General features: G+C 40.3%; 7 protein-coding genes. All 7 read left to right on the forward strand.

Translation table 11 applies throughout. The features are described 5' to 3' along the window. The first annotated feature begins 834 nt into the window (after window positions 1–834). Window positions 835–3,963 carry a glycoside hydrolase family 2 TIM barrel-domain containing protein gene (locus tag LH29_RS07800; protein ID WP_045027443.1) on the forward strand — a complete coding sequence of 1,043 codons (3,129 nt, stop codon included), beginning with the start codon at window positions 835–837 and terminating at the stop codon, window positions 3,961–3,963. A gap of 13 nt (window positions 3,964–3,976) precedes the next feature. Further along, a complete protein-coding gene (locus LH29_RS07805; RefSeq protein ID WP_045027444.1) occupies window positions 3,977–4,342 on the forward strand; it encodes a hypothetical protein in 366 nt (121 codons plus the stop codon). A 114-nt stretch (window positions 4,343–4,456) separates the two neighbouring features. Further along, a complete protein-coding gene (locus tag LH29_RS07810; RefSeq protein ID WP_157493613.1) occupies window positions 4,457–6,991 on the forward strand; it encodes an alpha-amylase family protein in 2,535 nt (844 codons plus the stop codon). Window positions 6,992–7,546: 555 nt separating this feature from the next. Then, window positions 7,547–8,056: a glycoside hydrolase family protein gene (locus LH29_RS07815; RefSeq protein WP_045027450.1), complete on the forward strand. Its 510-nt coding sequence runs from the start codon at window positions 7,547–7,549 to the stop codon at window positions 8,054–8,056. 85 nt (window positions 8,057–8,141) lie between these two features. Further along, window positions 8,142–9,590 (forward strand): sulfatase, encoded by a 1,449-nt coding sequence (locus LH29_RS07820; protein ID WP_198152372.1) that lies wholly within the window; start codon window positions 8,142–8,144, stop codon window positions 9,588–9,590. A gap of 324 nt (window positions 9,591–9,914) precedes the next feature. After that, the gene (locus LH29_RS07830) at window positions 9,915–13,997 is read left to right on the forward strand and encodes a hybrid sensor histidine kinase/response regulator transcription factor (protein WP_198152373.1); all 4,083 of its coding nucleotides are present in this window, start codon (window positions 9,915–9,917) and stop codon (window positions 13,995–13,997) included. A 480-nt stretch (window positions 13,998–14,477) separates the two neighbouring features. Continuing rightward, on the forward strand, window positions 14,478–17,648 hold the full coding sequence (locus LH29_RS07835) for a SusC/RagA family TonB-linked outer membrane protein (RefSeq protein WP_045027458.1): 3,171 nt from the start codon (window positions 14,478–14,480) through the stop codon (window positions 17,646–17,648). Window positions 17,649–17,663: the final 15 nt, after the last annotated feature.

Genomic DNA, 17,663 nt, shown 5'->3' on the forward strand with positions numbered 1-17,663 from the left:
TTAATCATATCGAGGATGTTGAACACAAAAATTTTATGTAAGTCCTTTTTGATAATATGTCTATCATAACAGGGATTAACAGGCTCGTTAAACAGTTCAAGGCCATGTTAAAAGCAGGTTAAGGGCAGATTTGCGAATGGATTCATTCAGTCGAAACAGCCAAGGGGAAATTGCCTGGTCTAAAGACTTTTGCTAATGAACTAAAACGTGATATTAGAGCGGTTCAGAATGCGATACAACTAGGTGGAGCAATGGCCCCGTTGATGGTCATGCTAAAAGATTTAAAAGTACTAAAAGACGAACGTACTGGAGGGCAAGCTTTGAGTTACTTCGTAAGTAAGTTTTATTGTCCAAGTTAGGGGGATTCCCCGAAATGGACGAAAATCCTAAAATCTTATAGCTAAGATCTCTTTGTTTTTTACAAAAAGTGATGGTCGTCTGTATGTTATAAAAAGAAGAGATGCTAGACTGTTGCAGTTCTAAAAAGGAACTCAATTAATCAGTCTTCCTGGTAATTTATGGATTCTTGTTTCTATTAAATATCGGTCAAAGAATATGAAAATTTACTCGTGATTAGTGGGTAACTATAATTGTATTAGGTCGGTAGTTGTGTGATTGTTTTTGGCGATCTATTGCACGATATTTTTTAGTCATTGAAATAGTGAATTGATATTTTTGTTAGTGTGTCTAATACCGGACCTATTGTTTTGATTCGCATGCATAAAATGATTATTGGTAACCAGACCGATGCAGGAAGAATAAGGGACGGCCGATATTTCTGAAAAGCTGAAAAAATTTGACCGTTTCTATAGTAGAAAAACTAATTGTTTAGAGATGAAAAAGATATTTTTATTCCTTTTGTTAGCAGTTGTATGTAGCTCTTTAATTGCACAGGATTGGAGAAATTCCAGTGTTGTTGGAATCAATAAAGAAATGCCCCGGGTAATAACGGTGCCATATGAAAGTATGGAAGCTGCTGCAAAATTTGATAAAACAACTTCGAAGTGGTATCGCTCATTAAACGGGCAATGGAAATTTCATTTTACAGAGGAAACCGAAAAAAAGCCTAAAGACTTTTATGAGCCCGGGTTTGACGACTCAGCTTGGGAAACAATTAAAGTTCCCGGAAATTGGGAGCTACAAGGGCACGGTATTCCCATGTACCTTAACCATCCTTTTGATTTTTCACCGGATAAAAGACCAGAGTTCCCTTTTGAACAAGCAATACCAGAGAATTCGAACCCAGTGGGATTGTATCGCCAAACCTTCACAATTCCTGAAGAGTGGGACAAACGTCAGGTGTTTATTCATTTCGGAGCCGTAAAATCGGCCATGTATTTATGGATAAACGGTACGAAAGTGGGCTACAGCCAGGGCTCAAAAACGCCGGCGGAATGGAATATTACCAAATATTTAAATGAAGGAGAGAATACCCTTGCCGTTGAAGTGTACCGCTGGTCGGACGGATCGTTTTTGGAATGTCAGGATTTTTGGCGCATCAGTGGTATTGAACGTGATGTTTACCTGTATTCAACACCCAGAACCCGTGTACGCGACTTCAAGGTTTCGGCTTCTTTAGATGAACAATATGCCGACGGCCTGTTTAGCCTCGAAGCGGAAATAACTTCGGCAACCAATAAAAAAGGTTCCTGCCAGCTTGAATTCCTGTTAACTGCTGGAGACAAAAAATTCTCCGGGGAAAAAAGTGTTAAGCTGTTCGGTAAGACTGGAGTTGTTAAATTGGAGGCCAGGTTACCAGAGGTGAAAAAGTGGTCGGCGGAACAACCCAATCTGTACGATTTGTTTCTAACGCTGAAAGATAGAAATGGCAATGTCCTTGAGGTTCATAGCTCTAAAGTTGGTTTCCGCTCAACTGAACTAAAAAATGGACAACTCCTTCTTAACGGCCAACCAATTTTAATTAAAGGGGTGAACCGACATGAACACGACCCGGTTGAAGGGCATTACATCTCACGCGAATTGATGGAACAAGATGTTAAGCTTTTAAAGCAATTTAATATCAATGCTGTTCGAACCTGTCATTATCCATCCGATCCTTACTTCTACGAGTTATGCGACAAATATGGCTTGTACGTTTGTAACGAAGCCAACATTGAATCACATGGTTTGGGGGCTGCGCAACAGGCACCATATAAAGAACCGCATATTGCAGATTTGCCTGAATGGGAAAAAGCACACCTCGATCGCATTGAAAGGATGTACGAAAGAGACAAAAACCACCCCTCGGTAATTGTTTGGTCACTGGGGAACGAGGCAGGCGATGGTTGTAATTTTGAAGCAGGTTATGCCTGGTTGAAGCAACACGACTCGCGCCCTGTTCAATACGAACAAGCCAGCCTGCGCAAACATACCGATGTGTATTGTCCCATGTATGCTTCGCGCTGGGAACTGGAAAATTATGCGTTGCGTCCCGGCATTTATCGGCCGGCAATTATGTGCGAATATGCCCATGCCATGGGCAACAGCGTGGGCAACTTAAAAGATTATTGGGAAACCATTGAAAAATACCCTGCGTTGCAAGGTGGTTTTATCTGGGATTGGGTTGACCAAGGAGTTCTTACTAAGAATGAAAATGGTATTGAATATTTTGCTTATGGTGGCGATCTGGAACCGGAAGGAATGCGCAACGACAATAACTTTTGTTTGAATGGCTTAATCAGTCCCGACAGGAAACCAAATCCACACATTTGGGAAGTAAAAAAAGTTTATCAAAATATAGCGGTTTCACCTGTAAATATATCAGAAGGCAAATTCGAAATTCATAATAAATTCTTTTTTACCAACCTTATTGAATTTGATACGGAATATGAAATAATGGCTGACGGGGTAGTTGTGGAAACCCAAAGCCTGGAAGTCGATATTACGCCCCAAACCCGGAAGCTGGTTACCATTGATAACAAAATCCTGAAACAAAACGGGAAAGAATATTTCATCAACTTTTATTTCAAACAAAAAAAGGAGAATGATTTATTACCCGTAGGCCATATTGTGGCGGCAGAACAAATATTGTTGCAAAAAGCAGAAAACAAGCCAGGCTTAGGGGAAGAAGGGGAATTCGTCATAAACGAAGATGAAAATAGTTTACAATTGGTTTCCACCCATTTAGATGTTACATTTGATAAACAGGAAGGAACAATACTGACGATGCTGTTTCAGGGGCAACCGGTAATTATTAAAGGGCCGCAACCCGATTTCTGGCGTGTGCCAACCGATAATGATTACGGTTTTGGCATGGTGAAAAAAATGGGTGTTTGGAAAGATGCCAACAAAGATAGCCGGGTAAAAGCTTTTGATATTGTAAAAGAAAATAGCGGTAAGGTTTCAGTTGTTATCAAAAAAGAACTTCCCGAAGCAAGCCTTTCCTATAATACCAAATATACCGTTTTGGCCGGTGGCGAAATAAAGGTAGATAACGAAATAATTCAGGCACCAAATGTAAAGAAACCGAACATTCCCCGCGTTGGTTCAGAGTTGGTTATTGACGGTTCGTTTAAAAATGTGGAGTGGTATGGCCGCGGTCCCTGGGAAAATTATATCGACCGGAACTCATCGGCATTTGTCGGCATTTATTCCTCAAGTGTATCGGCCCTTAATTATCCATATATCCGCCCCCAGGAAACCGGATACCGTACCGATGTGCGCTGGTTGAAGCTTGAAAATGATAAGGTAGGGATTGAAATAGAGGGCGAGCCGCTTATCTGTTTTAGCGCACAAAACCTGAAAAAAGAAGATTATAACAACGAAGTAAATAAAAAAGACAACTTGCAACATCAATTCGACTTAATACCACGAAATGAAATATATCTTAATATTGATTACCGTATGATGGGTATTGGGGGCGATAACAGCTGGGGAGATGAACCTCATATAATTTATCAGTTGCCATCATTCGACTATAGCTACAGTTATACCATTAAACCGTATTCAATAGAAAACAAATAAAATATTTCATAGTGTGAAAACATTTCTGGCTATTGCAATAGCAGCAACGGGACTACAGGTATTTTGCAAAGAAAAACCAAATATCATCATAATGAAAGCAGCTGATTTCGGGTATGGCTATCTGGGATGTTGCGGAAAGAAGAAAATGAAAAATACTCAACTCGATAAAATGGCACGGGATGTGAAGCTGTTTACCGATTTCAATGACGGTGGTTTCAGTCATATTGGCCCCTTTAGGGACATGATGGTCCCTTTTTCCGAATTGGCTGACTTTACAAAATTCCGGAATACCGACGGTATTTCATTTCTTCCCGAACTGCTAAAAAAACAGCCAAAGGAATATACAGCACTCCATCTGGAATATTATAACATTGACTAAAAGTGGACACCGGAGATGAAAACAATACAGCATTAGCTAAAAGTCAGACTGTGCCGCGAGGAAAACGGAAGGCGATACTTACTAAAAATAAGTACAAATTAAAACGATAAAGAAATGACACAAAGAATCCTATTTAACTTGCTGTTAATATTCCCTTTTTTTTACTGCCAAGGAGCCAATACACTTGACGAAAAATACGGGCATGCTTCGGCAAAATTCGACGGAGAGAAATTGGTTGTAAACACCGGGGCTTTTGAGCGCAGTTGGGTGTTAAAACCTTATGGACTGGTTACTACAAGCATTAAAAACCTGACTACCGGGAAAAACTGGGCAACAGCAGAACCTTCGAATTGCGATTGGGAATATTATGGATTAATTGATCAAAACACCCAAGGCAAACTCATTGGAATAGAAGCAGTGGAGAGCACTGATTCCGGTTTTACTTCACCTCACTTGTTGGTGGTTGCCGAATTTCAGTATCCTGAGGTTGAAACTTTTGTAAAGTATGAAATTCGTGCTTATCCCAATGCTGAAGGCCTTTTTACCAGAGTAGCATTCAAAGGGCTTCCTTCAAAGTATATTGAAAAAGTAAATCGGGAAACGAATATTCGTTTCAATCTGGTTGATGGAAAGGAAAAGTACGATTATGCTATGCACGGGTTTACGGAAGATTATATTGCAAATTATGTGGTTGATACCAAGAAAATTGAATACTTGGTCGAGGGGCTTGACAAAGCAAAGAAATACGAGGTAAATCTTTCATGGTGGGATTTTAAAACTTCTAACATTGTTCAGAGAGTAAGTGTTTCGAGTGTCGATGGCGAAAACGTCTATGAGATAATTAATGCTCGGGAAGTGCCCAGTCATCTAAAAAAGCAAAAACCGGAAGAGCTTTCGTTCGAGCTCCCGCCCAATGTGCTGCTCGACGGTTCATTTCGGTTGATTATAGAGAAGGTAAGTGGGGAAAAGGTCACGCTATCCGAGATTTGGATTAACGAAAAAGGCGATAAAAACCACTATATTGCCGGAAATACTGACCGGATTGACCTTTTGCGGGAAAATATGAAAGACGGTTATACGCTTGCAGGATACTTGAATTGTGGCGAACGAAATAAGGTGGAAGTCTCACAAATCTCTGGGCGTGTTGATTTTTTGCCTGTTGATGCCGCTAAACTTACTCGCAGGTATGTTGGTTATTACAACGATACCCAGCATCGCAACAAACGCGAAACACATTTATTGAAAGAAGAGTTGCTGACTGCTCCGCTTCCTGAAAATGAGAAAAACACCTGGGCGAGTGTTTTGTACCTCGAAGACAGGGACGAAGTGCTGATTGTGGTGAAAGAATCGCATAAATGTGTCAACCAGTATGGTTACGATACAGGTGATTACGAACTTTCAAAACAAGGAATATCTAATACGGGCACAGGGCTTTCGCCTGTCGAAGTGTTGCCCTATCGCTACCGCCATGCTTGGGCTTCGTGGGTTATTTGCGGAGAGAACAGCGACGAAGGCCGACAACTGGCACTAAAGAAATTCGAGCGACAACGGTTTCCAGTAAATCCCAAAACCGATATTTACATCATTGCTAACACCTGGGGAAGCGACCGGGGTATAAATGCCGCAACCGAAAGCAACGCGATAATTGAACTGAAGAGTCAGCATTATTTAGGGATTGATGTTCAACAAATTGATGATGGATGGCAAAAGAACAATGCAGGAAAACAAACCGTAGGCTGGTATCCGACTATCGATAAGTTCCCAAACGGATTTGAGCGTGTTAAGAACGTAGCCGACTCATTGGGGATGAAGCTTGGGCTGTGGTTTGCCGCCCAACCCGTAAAGCTCCAGGAAATGAAAGATAATCATGATGCAGGCGGATTTTCATATTATAAACTCGATTTTGCAAACCTGAGGAACCACGACCAGATTGAACAAATGATAGAAAAAATAAGGGCGTATGAATTGTATACAGACCATAAAAGCAAGGTGAACTGGGATGTTACCGAAAATGCCCCGCGGTTTGGCTATTTCTGGGCAAAAGAATACGGATGTGTGTTTTTGGAGAACCGAAAACCCAAATTTCCAGAGAATGTGGTTTACACACCTTACCTGGTGTTGCGCGATTTATGGCACCTGTCGAAATACTGCAACCTGAATAAATTCCAGGGCTCGGTGCAAAACATCGACAAGGTCGACACGCTGGCCAGCGATGCCTATCTGCACAACCATCCTTATTCGGCTGCAATTCCTCTGATGTCAACTCCTCTGTTTTTTCAGGAAACCCAGTTCTATTCACCTGAAGCCAAAGAGCAGATAAAAAAAGTATTGACTGCCTATAAACAGGTGCGCTACGACATCTATCAAAGTTTTGTATTTCCCCTCGGTGAAGAACCCGATAATGCAAGTTGGACGGGGTTTCAGGCTCATCATCCAACAAAAAATATAGGCTTTATTAATATCTTCCGTGAGATTAATAATTCGGAATCTGTTAAAAAGATTCAGTTGAAGTTTTTGAAAAACCAGAAAATTGAATTTACGGACCTGATGACCAATAAATCGTTTTCGTTTCGGGCAGATAAAGATGGTTTTGTAGAATTCAACATCGACAATGCCTGCGATTTCAGGATGCTGAAGTACAGCTATTGAGATAGCCAGCTATGTTTTAAAACTTAGCTCTTAAAAAAAGAGACATAAAAAGATTGGGAATATTTGCAGTAATGGCCGCTTTAATAATTTTAGTTCTTTCATGCACAAATTCGCTACAGCATTGGGTTCTGACGGAATACTCAAGCAGAAAAAAAACAGAATTTAGATTAGGAAACCTAGTTCCTTTCCTAAAAAAATGATGGTAAAATGCACGAAGTGTTGGTTGGACGCTCGATGACTGGCAACAAGCCGGAATACGGATGGAGAATAAGAAACTTGTCTGCGAGATCAGGAGAAAAGACTGGGTATTTAACCTTCCATAAGATGTTGGCGAAGAAAATGATATTGCAGCGGAAGATTTGGAATTGAGCGGGAAGCTGGAAAATGAATTGGATACCTGGAGGTAGGCATTAACCAAAGAGTTTGCTTTTCCCGGACAGGAAAGAAGGAACAAATGCCGCGCGTAATAGGCTCAAGCCTAAACTTCCGTTAAGCCCGGAATAACAGGAGTGGCCGCAACCAAATCCATCCCGCCAACAAATATATATATTGAAGATGAAGAAGAAAACATTCTCATTCGTATTGTTTATCTGGGTAATTTCCCATGGTTTTGCTCAGGCTGTAAGCTTGACTTATACTAACCCGGTTTGGGAAGGCTACTTAGCCGACCCTTTTACATTAGAGGCAAGCTACAGGTTTTACTGCTCCACTAGAATCGGATTGAATGACACTTATTTCGAAAACAATGGAGAGTCGGAATACGAACACCATTTACAAATGCTCAAATCAAAAGACATACAAAATTGGGAACTCGCTGGGGGAGTGTTGCGCGACTTGGAAGAACCTTTTATTAGGCGTAACTGGGCGCTAGAAGCAGCCGAAAATGGGGGCAGATCCTTGTTGTTTAATGCTGCCGACAACGAAACCTGTTTTTTGGTAAACCTTTTGTGGAACAAGGAACGGACTAAACACCAATTGTGGTTGGATATCCTCCTTGTATGGACTTGTAAAAGCATAAAATTTACCAGCCCCCATGTGGCAAAAAAACAGTGGCAATTTGTTTGAGCATAGCATGAAACAATTTGTAGTTGAATCATATTATTCCCTTGTTATGCAGATTGAAAAATTTATAAACAAAACGTACAAACAGATGTATCTAATTCAAAAAACAATTACAATTGTCTTTATTTGTTGTGTTTCAATTATTGGTTTTGCACAGCAACAAAGACCAAATATCGTTTTTATTCTTGCCGACGATCTGGGTTGGATGGACGTGGGCTACAACGGGAGTGAGTATTATGAAACGCCAAACCTGGATGCGCTTTCAAAAAAAGGTGTTGTTTTTAACAGGGCTTATGCTGCCGCTCCGGTTTGTGCGCCCACGCGTGGCAGCATCATGAGCGGAAAATACCCGGCTACATCGGGGTATACCGGTTTGCCTGGACAGGTAGGAAGGCCGGCCAAGGGGAAACTGGTTGATGCCCCATCACTCCCGGCCTTGCCACTTGATGAAATTGCACTTTCCAGGGTTTTAAGAGATAATGGATACAGTACCTGGCACGTGGGTAAGTGGCACGTGGGCGAAGGTGCTGGTCATTCACCTGTAAACTATGGCTTTGAAAAGGAGATAACGGGTTATGAAGGGGCTAAATGGGTAGGCAAACGTTTTCGGCAAAACGACAATATGTTTATTACCGACCATCTTACCGATACGGCCATGTATCTTATTGAAAACAGGGATGATAAACCGTTCTTCCTAAACCTATGGTATTACGCGGTTCATACGCCAATAAAGGCTAAGGCTGCTGACATTGCCTATTTTGAGGAGAAGGCAAAACGAATGGGGCTTGATACGATAAATCCTTTTGTGGAGGGGGAAAACTATCCTGCCAATCCCTGGTTCGACAAAGATCGGATGAACAAAAGAATTAGCAGGCGAAAAATTCAAAGTAACCCAGTATATGCGGCTTTTGTCTATTGTCTGGATTATAACGTAGGCCGTTTAGTTGCAAAGCTCGAAGAAGAAAACCTGATGGAAAACACCATTTTTATTTTCTTTTCGGATAATGGGGGACTTTCAAGCGCTGAAGGATCGCCAACCTGCAATGCGCCGTTACGCGAGGGAAAAGGCTGGATGTATGAAGGGGGCTTTCGGGAACCATGTATTTTTTATTGGAAAGACAAAATTGGCAGTGGGGTCATCAACCAGCCTGTGGTAAGCACCGATTTTTATCCCACTATTTTGGATTTAGCCGGGTTGGAACAACTGCCAAATCAACACACTGATGGTGTTAGTATAAAACCTTTGCTTACAGGGCAGGATACATTTAGCAGAGGGCCAATTTTTTGGCATTCGCCTCACTACTTTAATAATGGGGGATACCCGTTCAGTGCCATCACCGACGGTGACTGGAAATACATGTTCAACTACCATTCAGGAAAAGCAGAATTGTATAATCTAATGGTCGATCCCAGCGAAAGGAAAAACCTTATTGACTCCCGTTTAGATAAGGCTATGGAGATGGAGAAGGAACTCAATAATTGGTTGGAGACTTTAAATCCGAAGTTTCCTGAGCCAAATACCGATTCTAAACAATAAATTAAACTGATGATCCTTATCTTTAAACAGCCAATAAGAAACCGGCAAAATGTTTTGCAAATGGCGGAGTTAAAACTCTTTGACGTATAACACAAATCGGAAGTAGTAAGAGTGGATTAAAACAGCAATAAAAAAGTTTGCTTTGTCTTTTTTGTAAAAGTATCAGGTTCGTCTTAGTTGCTGTAGTTATGAGTATTGGGATTATACGCTGCAGCCAGGTGTTATTATATTTGTTAAAATATTCGATAAAACATTTTCCGAACATATTCTTATCTTTAACCAGCATTGAATATTTTCTAAATATCCAAAACTGAGATGTTTATTATGGTTAGATCGACAAGCCTGCTTCTTTTTCTGTTGTGTTTTGTACTTGTTCGGGGACAAGATATTGCCAGTTTTTATTTCGAAAGAATTGATAGCGAATCCTCGGGAATGATCTCAGATGTGGTAAACTCGATTTATCAGGATGAGAATGGTTTTATGTGGTTTGCCACCGATGAAGGTATTTTACGTTACGATGGTTATGAGTTGAGAAGCTTTAAAAACGATCCAAGTCTGGGTATGTTATATGGTGTGCAGGTGAATAAGATAGTAACCGATAGCGAAGGCCGTAAATTATTATGTACGAATCAGGGATTTTATGCTTATACCCGGACTTTTGAACCCACCTTGCAATTTGCTGTTGACGGTTTGGTGAACAAAGACATAACCGAGTGCCTGGTTGCCAGTAGTGGTAAAATTTATGTATCCGCTGGTGCAAACTTATTTGAGGTTGATCCCGTGGCCCGAATAGTAACCATGCTCAAACTAGATGATGGACGCGTTAATTTTTATCCAAAACAAATTGTCGAAGATGCCAGGGGAAGAATTTGGTGTGGGAGTTGGAACAGTGGCCTTCTACTGCTTCAGCCGGGACAAAAAACGCTTTCGACTTATAAACCATTCAACAACGTGTTGAGCGAAGGGGTTGAGAATTCGGTTTACGCTCTTTTTCTCGATAGCCGTGGCTATTTATGGATTGGAACCTGGGGATGTGGTTTGTATGTGGCTGATATCAGTTCAGACAATGAGGTCAATATAATAAAATCTTTTATTCATCAATCAGGAAACCGCAATACATTACCGGGCAATATTATCCATACCATTAATGAAGATAGTGATAATGCGATTTGGATTGGTACTCCTTATGGCTTGGCAGCTATTCGTTACCCTTTAACCCGGAAGCATAAGTTGATCCGCTATAATACGATTAACCGTGGGGATATTTCAAGTAATGTAATTAAAAGTATTTTTAAAGACCGATCTGATTTGCTGTGGATTGCCACGAAAGGAGGAGGGGTGATGAAATTAAACCTAAACCAAAAAAAGTTTACTACGATCCAAATTCCGGAATTGGATCCTCAATTAAGGACGCAAGCCGTTCATGCATTCGAAACAGATCATAAAGGAAGATTACTTATTGGGGTCTTAAGTTTGGGCTTTGTGGTTTATGACAGTAGGTTCGATAAGTTTTTTAATTACAAGGATATCCCAGAATACCAAAAGCTTGCAGACGATTTCGACCTGAATACAGTTAACACATTTCTATGGGATCAGGACTCAGCATTGTGGATGGGGACCAGATATAATGGTTTGATTCGATTTATCCCAAAGAGTGGCGAAATAGAATATATAAATAGTAACTCAACAAACAGAGCATTTCGCGGGCGCGAAGTTAACATCCTGTGTTTAGCAAATAACGGAGACGTTTATGCTGGTACAGAATTAGGTTTGAACCGGATATCGCATGATGGTAAAGGTGGTTTTAATACATACTATATTGATTTTGACAGCTATATTTCTAACCTGACAGGACGAAAAGGAGTTACAGGAATCGTTGATTATGAAAACCATAGCCTGCTGGTTGCAACCGAATCGGCTGGTTTGTTCCAACTGGAACTGGATAAAGGTTCAACCAAGGTAGTCCAATGGTCTGGAGATGAAAAAGCACTGAAAATCATTACTATGTTTAAAGATTCCAATAAACGAATTTGGATTGGGACCAAAGGGAAAGGGATACTGTATATCGATAAGGATGAACAGAAATTTGTGTCGCCCAATCCCGAGCAATCGGTAATTGGCGATATCGTTTATGGAATTAACCAGGATTCCTATGGAAATATCTGGTTTACAACCAACCACGGGTTGTCAAAATTTTCATGGAATAAACCTTCCGCTGTTGAAAGGTATTCATATAGAAACGGTTTGCAGGGAGATATTTTCATTGCACGTTCTTTTTATAGAGATAAAAATGGATATTTCTGCATTGGGGGGCATAATGGATTTAACCGATTTGATCCGCTCCAGATTAATAGGGGAAATGACCCGTTTAATATTGTTATCACCGATGTTTTTGTTGATGGCGTGAGGTATCCATATTTTCAGAATGAGACAAAAACAATAGAAATAAATCATACGCACAATGATTTTAGTATCGTATTCGCTTCCTTAAGCTATATCTTTCCTGAGGCAAACCAATATGCCTACAAAGTGGATGGCATTGATAATGATTGGAAATATGTGAATGCCCAAATGAGAAGTGCTAACTATAGTAATCTGGAGGCAGGTACTTATACTCTGAAAATTAAAGGGACAAACGCCCAGGGGGTTTGGAACAATGATGGTGTTGCAATAGATATTGTCGTTAAACCTAATCCATATTTTTCGTGGTGGGCTTATTTAATCTATCTGCTTTTTATTCTCTCCATTCTGGTTACTATAGCTTATTTCAGGCTGAAAGCCTTTCGGGTGAAGCAACTTTTACGCATCGAGCAAATAGAGCATCAAAAGGCTGAAAAACTCAATCAATACAAACTAAGGTTTTTTACTAATATTTCGCATGAGTTATTAACCCCGCTATCAATCTTATCATCGGCCGTAGAGATTATGAACCTGAAAAAAGAGTATTCACCCGAAACGATTTTGGTTATGGAACGGACAACCAATAATCTAAACCGCTTAATCCGGTCACTGCTCTTGTTTCGCAAGGTTGAGACTGGTAATATGAAGTTGAAATTAACCGAAGGAGATATCTCAGGTTTTGTTTTCGAAACTGTTTCCAGTTTCAAATTATTATCTTCAAAAAAGAATATCCGTTTCGATATTAATATTGAACCTGATGTGTTTGGTTATACGGATTTGGAAAAGTTGGAGATGATCTTGCACAACTTGCTTTCAAACGCATTCAGGTACACTCCGGATGGGGGAGGCGTGTCATTTAGTTTAAGGTGTCCGGTTGCCGATAACGGATTTTTTGAATGTGTTGTGGGGGATACCGGTATTGGGATTTCGAAAGAATTGGCCCCGCATATTTTTGATCGGTTTTATCAATTAAAAAACGAAAACGGAGGAGGAGGAATTGGCGTTGGGTTAAACCTGACAAAAAGCCTGGTGAATATTCTGGGAGGAGATATTACAGTTGAGAGCGAAGAATCGCTTGGGGCTTTGTTTACAGTCAGGCTCCCTTTAACCATCGAAGCAATGAATCTAAAATCGAAAAGCGAAGAGGAAGGCTTTGAAATCGAAATAGACAATGAACAATTGGGAGTTGTTGACAAGGCAGATGTAAGCCCGGAAGTATTCCCGGAACCGGAGAATTGGAAAAAATACACCTTATTGATTGTAGAGGATAAAGACGATTACCGGAAAATGCTGACTGAAGCCCTTCATGAAAAATTCCGGGTAGTTGAGGCAACTAATGGGGCCGAAGCATTGGAAGTTGTCAAGGAAAAAGAAATTGATTTAATAGTATCTGATGTGCAAATTCCTTTATTATCGGGAAGGGAACTTTGCCGTCGTATTAAAAATGATCTTCAAATTAGCCATATCCCAGTTATTTTGCTTACCGCTAAAGTTGGCGAAGAAGAAAGGCTTTCAGGTTATGAAGCCGGGGCAGACGCTTATCTCGAAAAACCAGTTAAGCTTAAATTGTTAATAATTCGTATTCAGGCATTGTTGAGGCAGAGAATCGCAATTATGCGAAACTTTAAGTCTGAACTCATTTTCGAACCTGAAAATGTAAGTGTAACACCGCTTGATGAAAAATTTATAATCGAAGCAAAAAATGTAGTTGAGAAATATATTGCTGATCCTGACTTTTCAGTGAAAGTTTTAGCCGAAGAACTTAATGCAAGCAATTCAATGTTATATCGTAAAATGCGTACCCTGATAGATGTTTCTCCAAGCGAATTTATTCGGAATATTCGTTTAAGAAGGGCTGCTCAATTACTCGAAAATGAAGCTTTTTCTGTTTCAGAGGTTGCTTACAACTGTGGTTTCAACGATTTGAGCTATTTTGGCTCATGTTTCAAAAAAATGTACGGTGTTACTCCCACTTCTTATCAATCAGGCGATCGCCGGAAGACATAACATGAATTTCAGCGAATTAATTATCCATATTTGATCAAATTATTCCAAGTCGCTTATCATTCCTTAGTTTAACCAGGAATGCATTTCTGCATAGCTATCCCTTCTACGATAATTAGTCACACGGTTGTGACTTTCTGTATTGATAAGAACTATATAAACCTATTTCTATCAGTATAAGTTCTAGCCTTCGGGATCAATATATCATGAAGAAACGAGCATGTTGAATATTAACTCCCAATAGAATTACTAAAACGAGCGAGTTCCGTGTTATACGGCTAAAAATAAACAACCTTTATAGTATGAAGAATCCTTCTTTTATTCTGGTGTAAAATTCAAGATGATTCAAAAAGTATTGATAATCAGTAGTTTGTTGTATTGGCGAATCATTCTTAATTTTTGCATGTATATGAGTAATGATTGGTAGGTCGATAAAATAAATTTGAGTTTGAAAAATCATTTTTAAAAACTTAATCAAATCTTATGCAAAGACTTGGATTTTTTATTTTATTATGCCTCATAACAACAGTGGGTTGGGCACAAAAGATTTCCGTCAGCGGTATTGTGTTTGATGAATCGGGGTCTCTTCCCGGGGCATCAGTAATCGTAAAAGGATCGGAGGCTGATCAGTTAATAGGTACAGTAACCGACCTGGATGGTAATTTTACCTTAGAAACAGCTCCTAACTCAATTTTGGTAATTTCCTTTATGGGTTACCAATCACAAGAAGTTTCATTAGAAGGGAGAACATCGTTAAAAATTCAGTTGGTTAGCGAAACAACCGAACTTGACCAGGTTCTTGTTGTTGGTTACGGCGTTCAAAAGAAAGCATCTTCTGTAGCGGCTATTTCGCAAACTAAAGGAGAAGATTTGCTGAAAGTGGGAAGCCCTAACACTGTTTCGGAAGCCCTCCAGGGAATTATGCCGGGTGTTACCGCGATAGTGGATAACGGAAAGCCAGGTGCCAGTTCAGCTGAGATCCTGATTCGGGGAAAGGCCAGTTGGCAGAATAGTGGCCCCCTGGTTCTTGTTGATGGAGTGGAGCGGAACATGAATGAATTGGATCCGAATGAAATCGAAAACATTTCAGTATTAAAAGATGCTTCGGCTACAGCTGTGTTTGGTGTTAAGGGTGCAAATGGAGTTATCCTGATTACTACTAAGAGGGGAACCCTGGACCGGCCAGTGGTTAGTTTTTCTGCCAATTTTGGCTTTAAAGTACCTACTGCACAGCCTGATTTTGCCGATTATGTGTCGTCGATGAAAGCTTGGAACGAAGCTTTAGCCAACGATAAAAGATGGTCTGATATGATCCCCGAATCGACTATCAGTGCATGGGAAGGTGCTTTTGCCACTGGAAACTATGGCCCTTACAACGATGAGTTTCCCCAGGTAGACTGGTGGGGAACGATGGTAAAAGATGTTGGGTATCAGCAGAATTACAATATCAACGTTAGGGGAGGTAGCGATTTTATGAAATACTTCCTTTCCTTAGGGTATTTAAATGATGGGGACATTTTTGAAACCAAAAAAAATGAATTGTTTGATCCTTCATTTAACTATAAAAGATATAACTGGAGAGCGAACTTTGACTTCTCCATTACTAAAAGCACAACCTTTAGTGTAAATATTTCCGGGTCGCAAGGCAACCGGAATCAAACCGGTTACCGCATCAACGGCGAAGGTGAAGATGGTTTCGGACAAGATCAGTTTTTTGCGCAATTGTATGGTGCAAGCCAGAACTTGTTTCCTATTCGGTGGAGCGATGGAACTTATGGTGTCGATTTTGCAGGAGGAGGTAATCTGGTTGCCTTGTTTGATATGGGGCAACGGACCTATAAATACTATGAAGGGTATTATGACTTTAAACTCAAGCAAGACCTTGATTTTGTAACAAAAGGTTTAAGTACCAAACTCTCGGTTTCATATAATTCTGAATCAAATACGGCCTCACGTATACAACGGTATTCAGGCGGTAACTTTGGCGAGCAGTCTCAAATCGCTTTTTCGCGGATTTATGATTATTCGCAACTGAACTCCAACGGGACTTATCCTTATGTTGAAACCCGCTGGCAAAATGATGATTTTCAGTCACCGAATCCTGGGGCGGTCTATGATTATATGTTGAACGGAGGTTTCAGAAAACATTTATACTACGAATTGGCCTTAAATTATAACCGAACTTTTGGGGTGCATACAGTTACAGCTTTGGCGCTTTTCAGCCGACGTGAAAATGAATATTTACTGGGTGGCTCTTCCAATACATTTGGCATTCCACGTCGACAAGAAGACTGGGTGGGCCGTGTTACTTACAATTATAAAGAACGTTATTTGGCCGAGATTAATGGTGCTTACAACGGTTCCGAAAACTTTGCCCCGGGCAGCCGTTTCGGGTTCTTTCCTTCTGCCACTATTGGTTGGCGTATTTCAGAAGAACCTTTGGTAAAAGAAATAGCCGGATCATGGTTAACCAACCTGAAGGCAAGGTATTCTTACGGACAGTCGGGTATGGACCGTTTGTCTGAGGGGCAACGTTTTGCCTATCTGCAAAACTTTAACAGTGGAGGCAATGTAAGTTTTGGAGATTATAATCGCACTAATTACGGACCTTTGTATAATGAAGGCCCGGCCGCTAACGAAAGCCTTACTTGGGAAGTATCCACCAAAGAAAACTTAGGCTTTGAATTTACATTCTTTGAAAAACTTAGTGGTAGCCTGGATTTATACGAAGAAAAACGCGAAAACATTCTTATGGATGTTTGGTCTCCTCTTTGGTATGTGCAGAAGTCGGCTACAGGTAATATTGGTGAAACAAAAAACCATGGACTTGAATTCGATTTAGGATGGAGTGAAAATATAGGAGCAAATTTCAGATACTCAGTTAAAGGAAATATTGCCCTTAACGACAACCGGATTGTATTCCGTAACGATGGTGCAAATGCTGAAAACTATCAACGTCAGGCAGGTAAACCTATCGGGTGGCAATCCCGTTATTTGGTTGCAGACTATTATCAAAGCCTTGACGATATTTTCAACGGTGCTGTTCCTAATGACCGGACATTGCAAAGCAACCTGATTCCTGGTGATTTTATGTTTATCGATTATAATGCAGATGGTGTAATTGATGAGGATGGAGACAAGGTTGTTGTTAAAGACCTTCAATACCCGGGGACAACTTATGGCTTACAACTTGGTGCACAGTATAAAGGCTGGGGAATTAATACCTTGTTTTATGGAGTTACTAACGTAAGCAAGTTGTTACCAAATACTATTTTGTATGACAACCTTGGTGGAGAACAGGGGGTATTCAAATCCGGTCCGGATGTTATGAACCGCTGGACTTTGGAGAATGCAGCTAATGCTGAAAAACCTGCTTTTCACTCACTGGGAACTATCTCTGGTTATAGCCAGTCTGCAAGTACTTTTTCCTATCAGGATGCTTCTTACCTGCGGCTAAAAAACGTCGAAATAAGCTATAAGTTTAAGAAAAGCTTTATTCAGAAATTCGGATTTGAGAATTTTGAATTGTATTGTAACGGGAATAATCTGATTACCTGGACCAAACTTGACAAGAGGTTAGACCCGGAAACAAGAAATACGAGTGTTTATCCGATAGTGAGACGTTATAATTTGGGTGTAAGAGCTTCATTTTAAATTTGCTAAATAATA

It is taken from the genome of Draconibacterium sediminis (assembly GCF_000949475.1).
Lineage (GTDB): Bacteria > Bacteroidota > Bacteroidia > Bacteroidales > Prolixibacteraceae > Draconibacterium > Draconibacterium sediminis.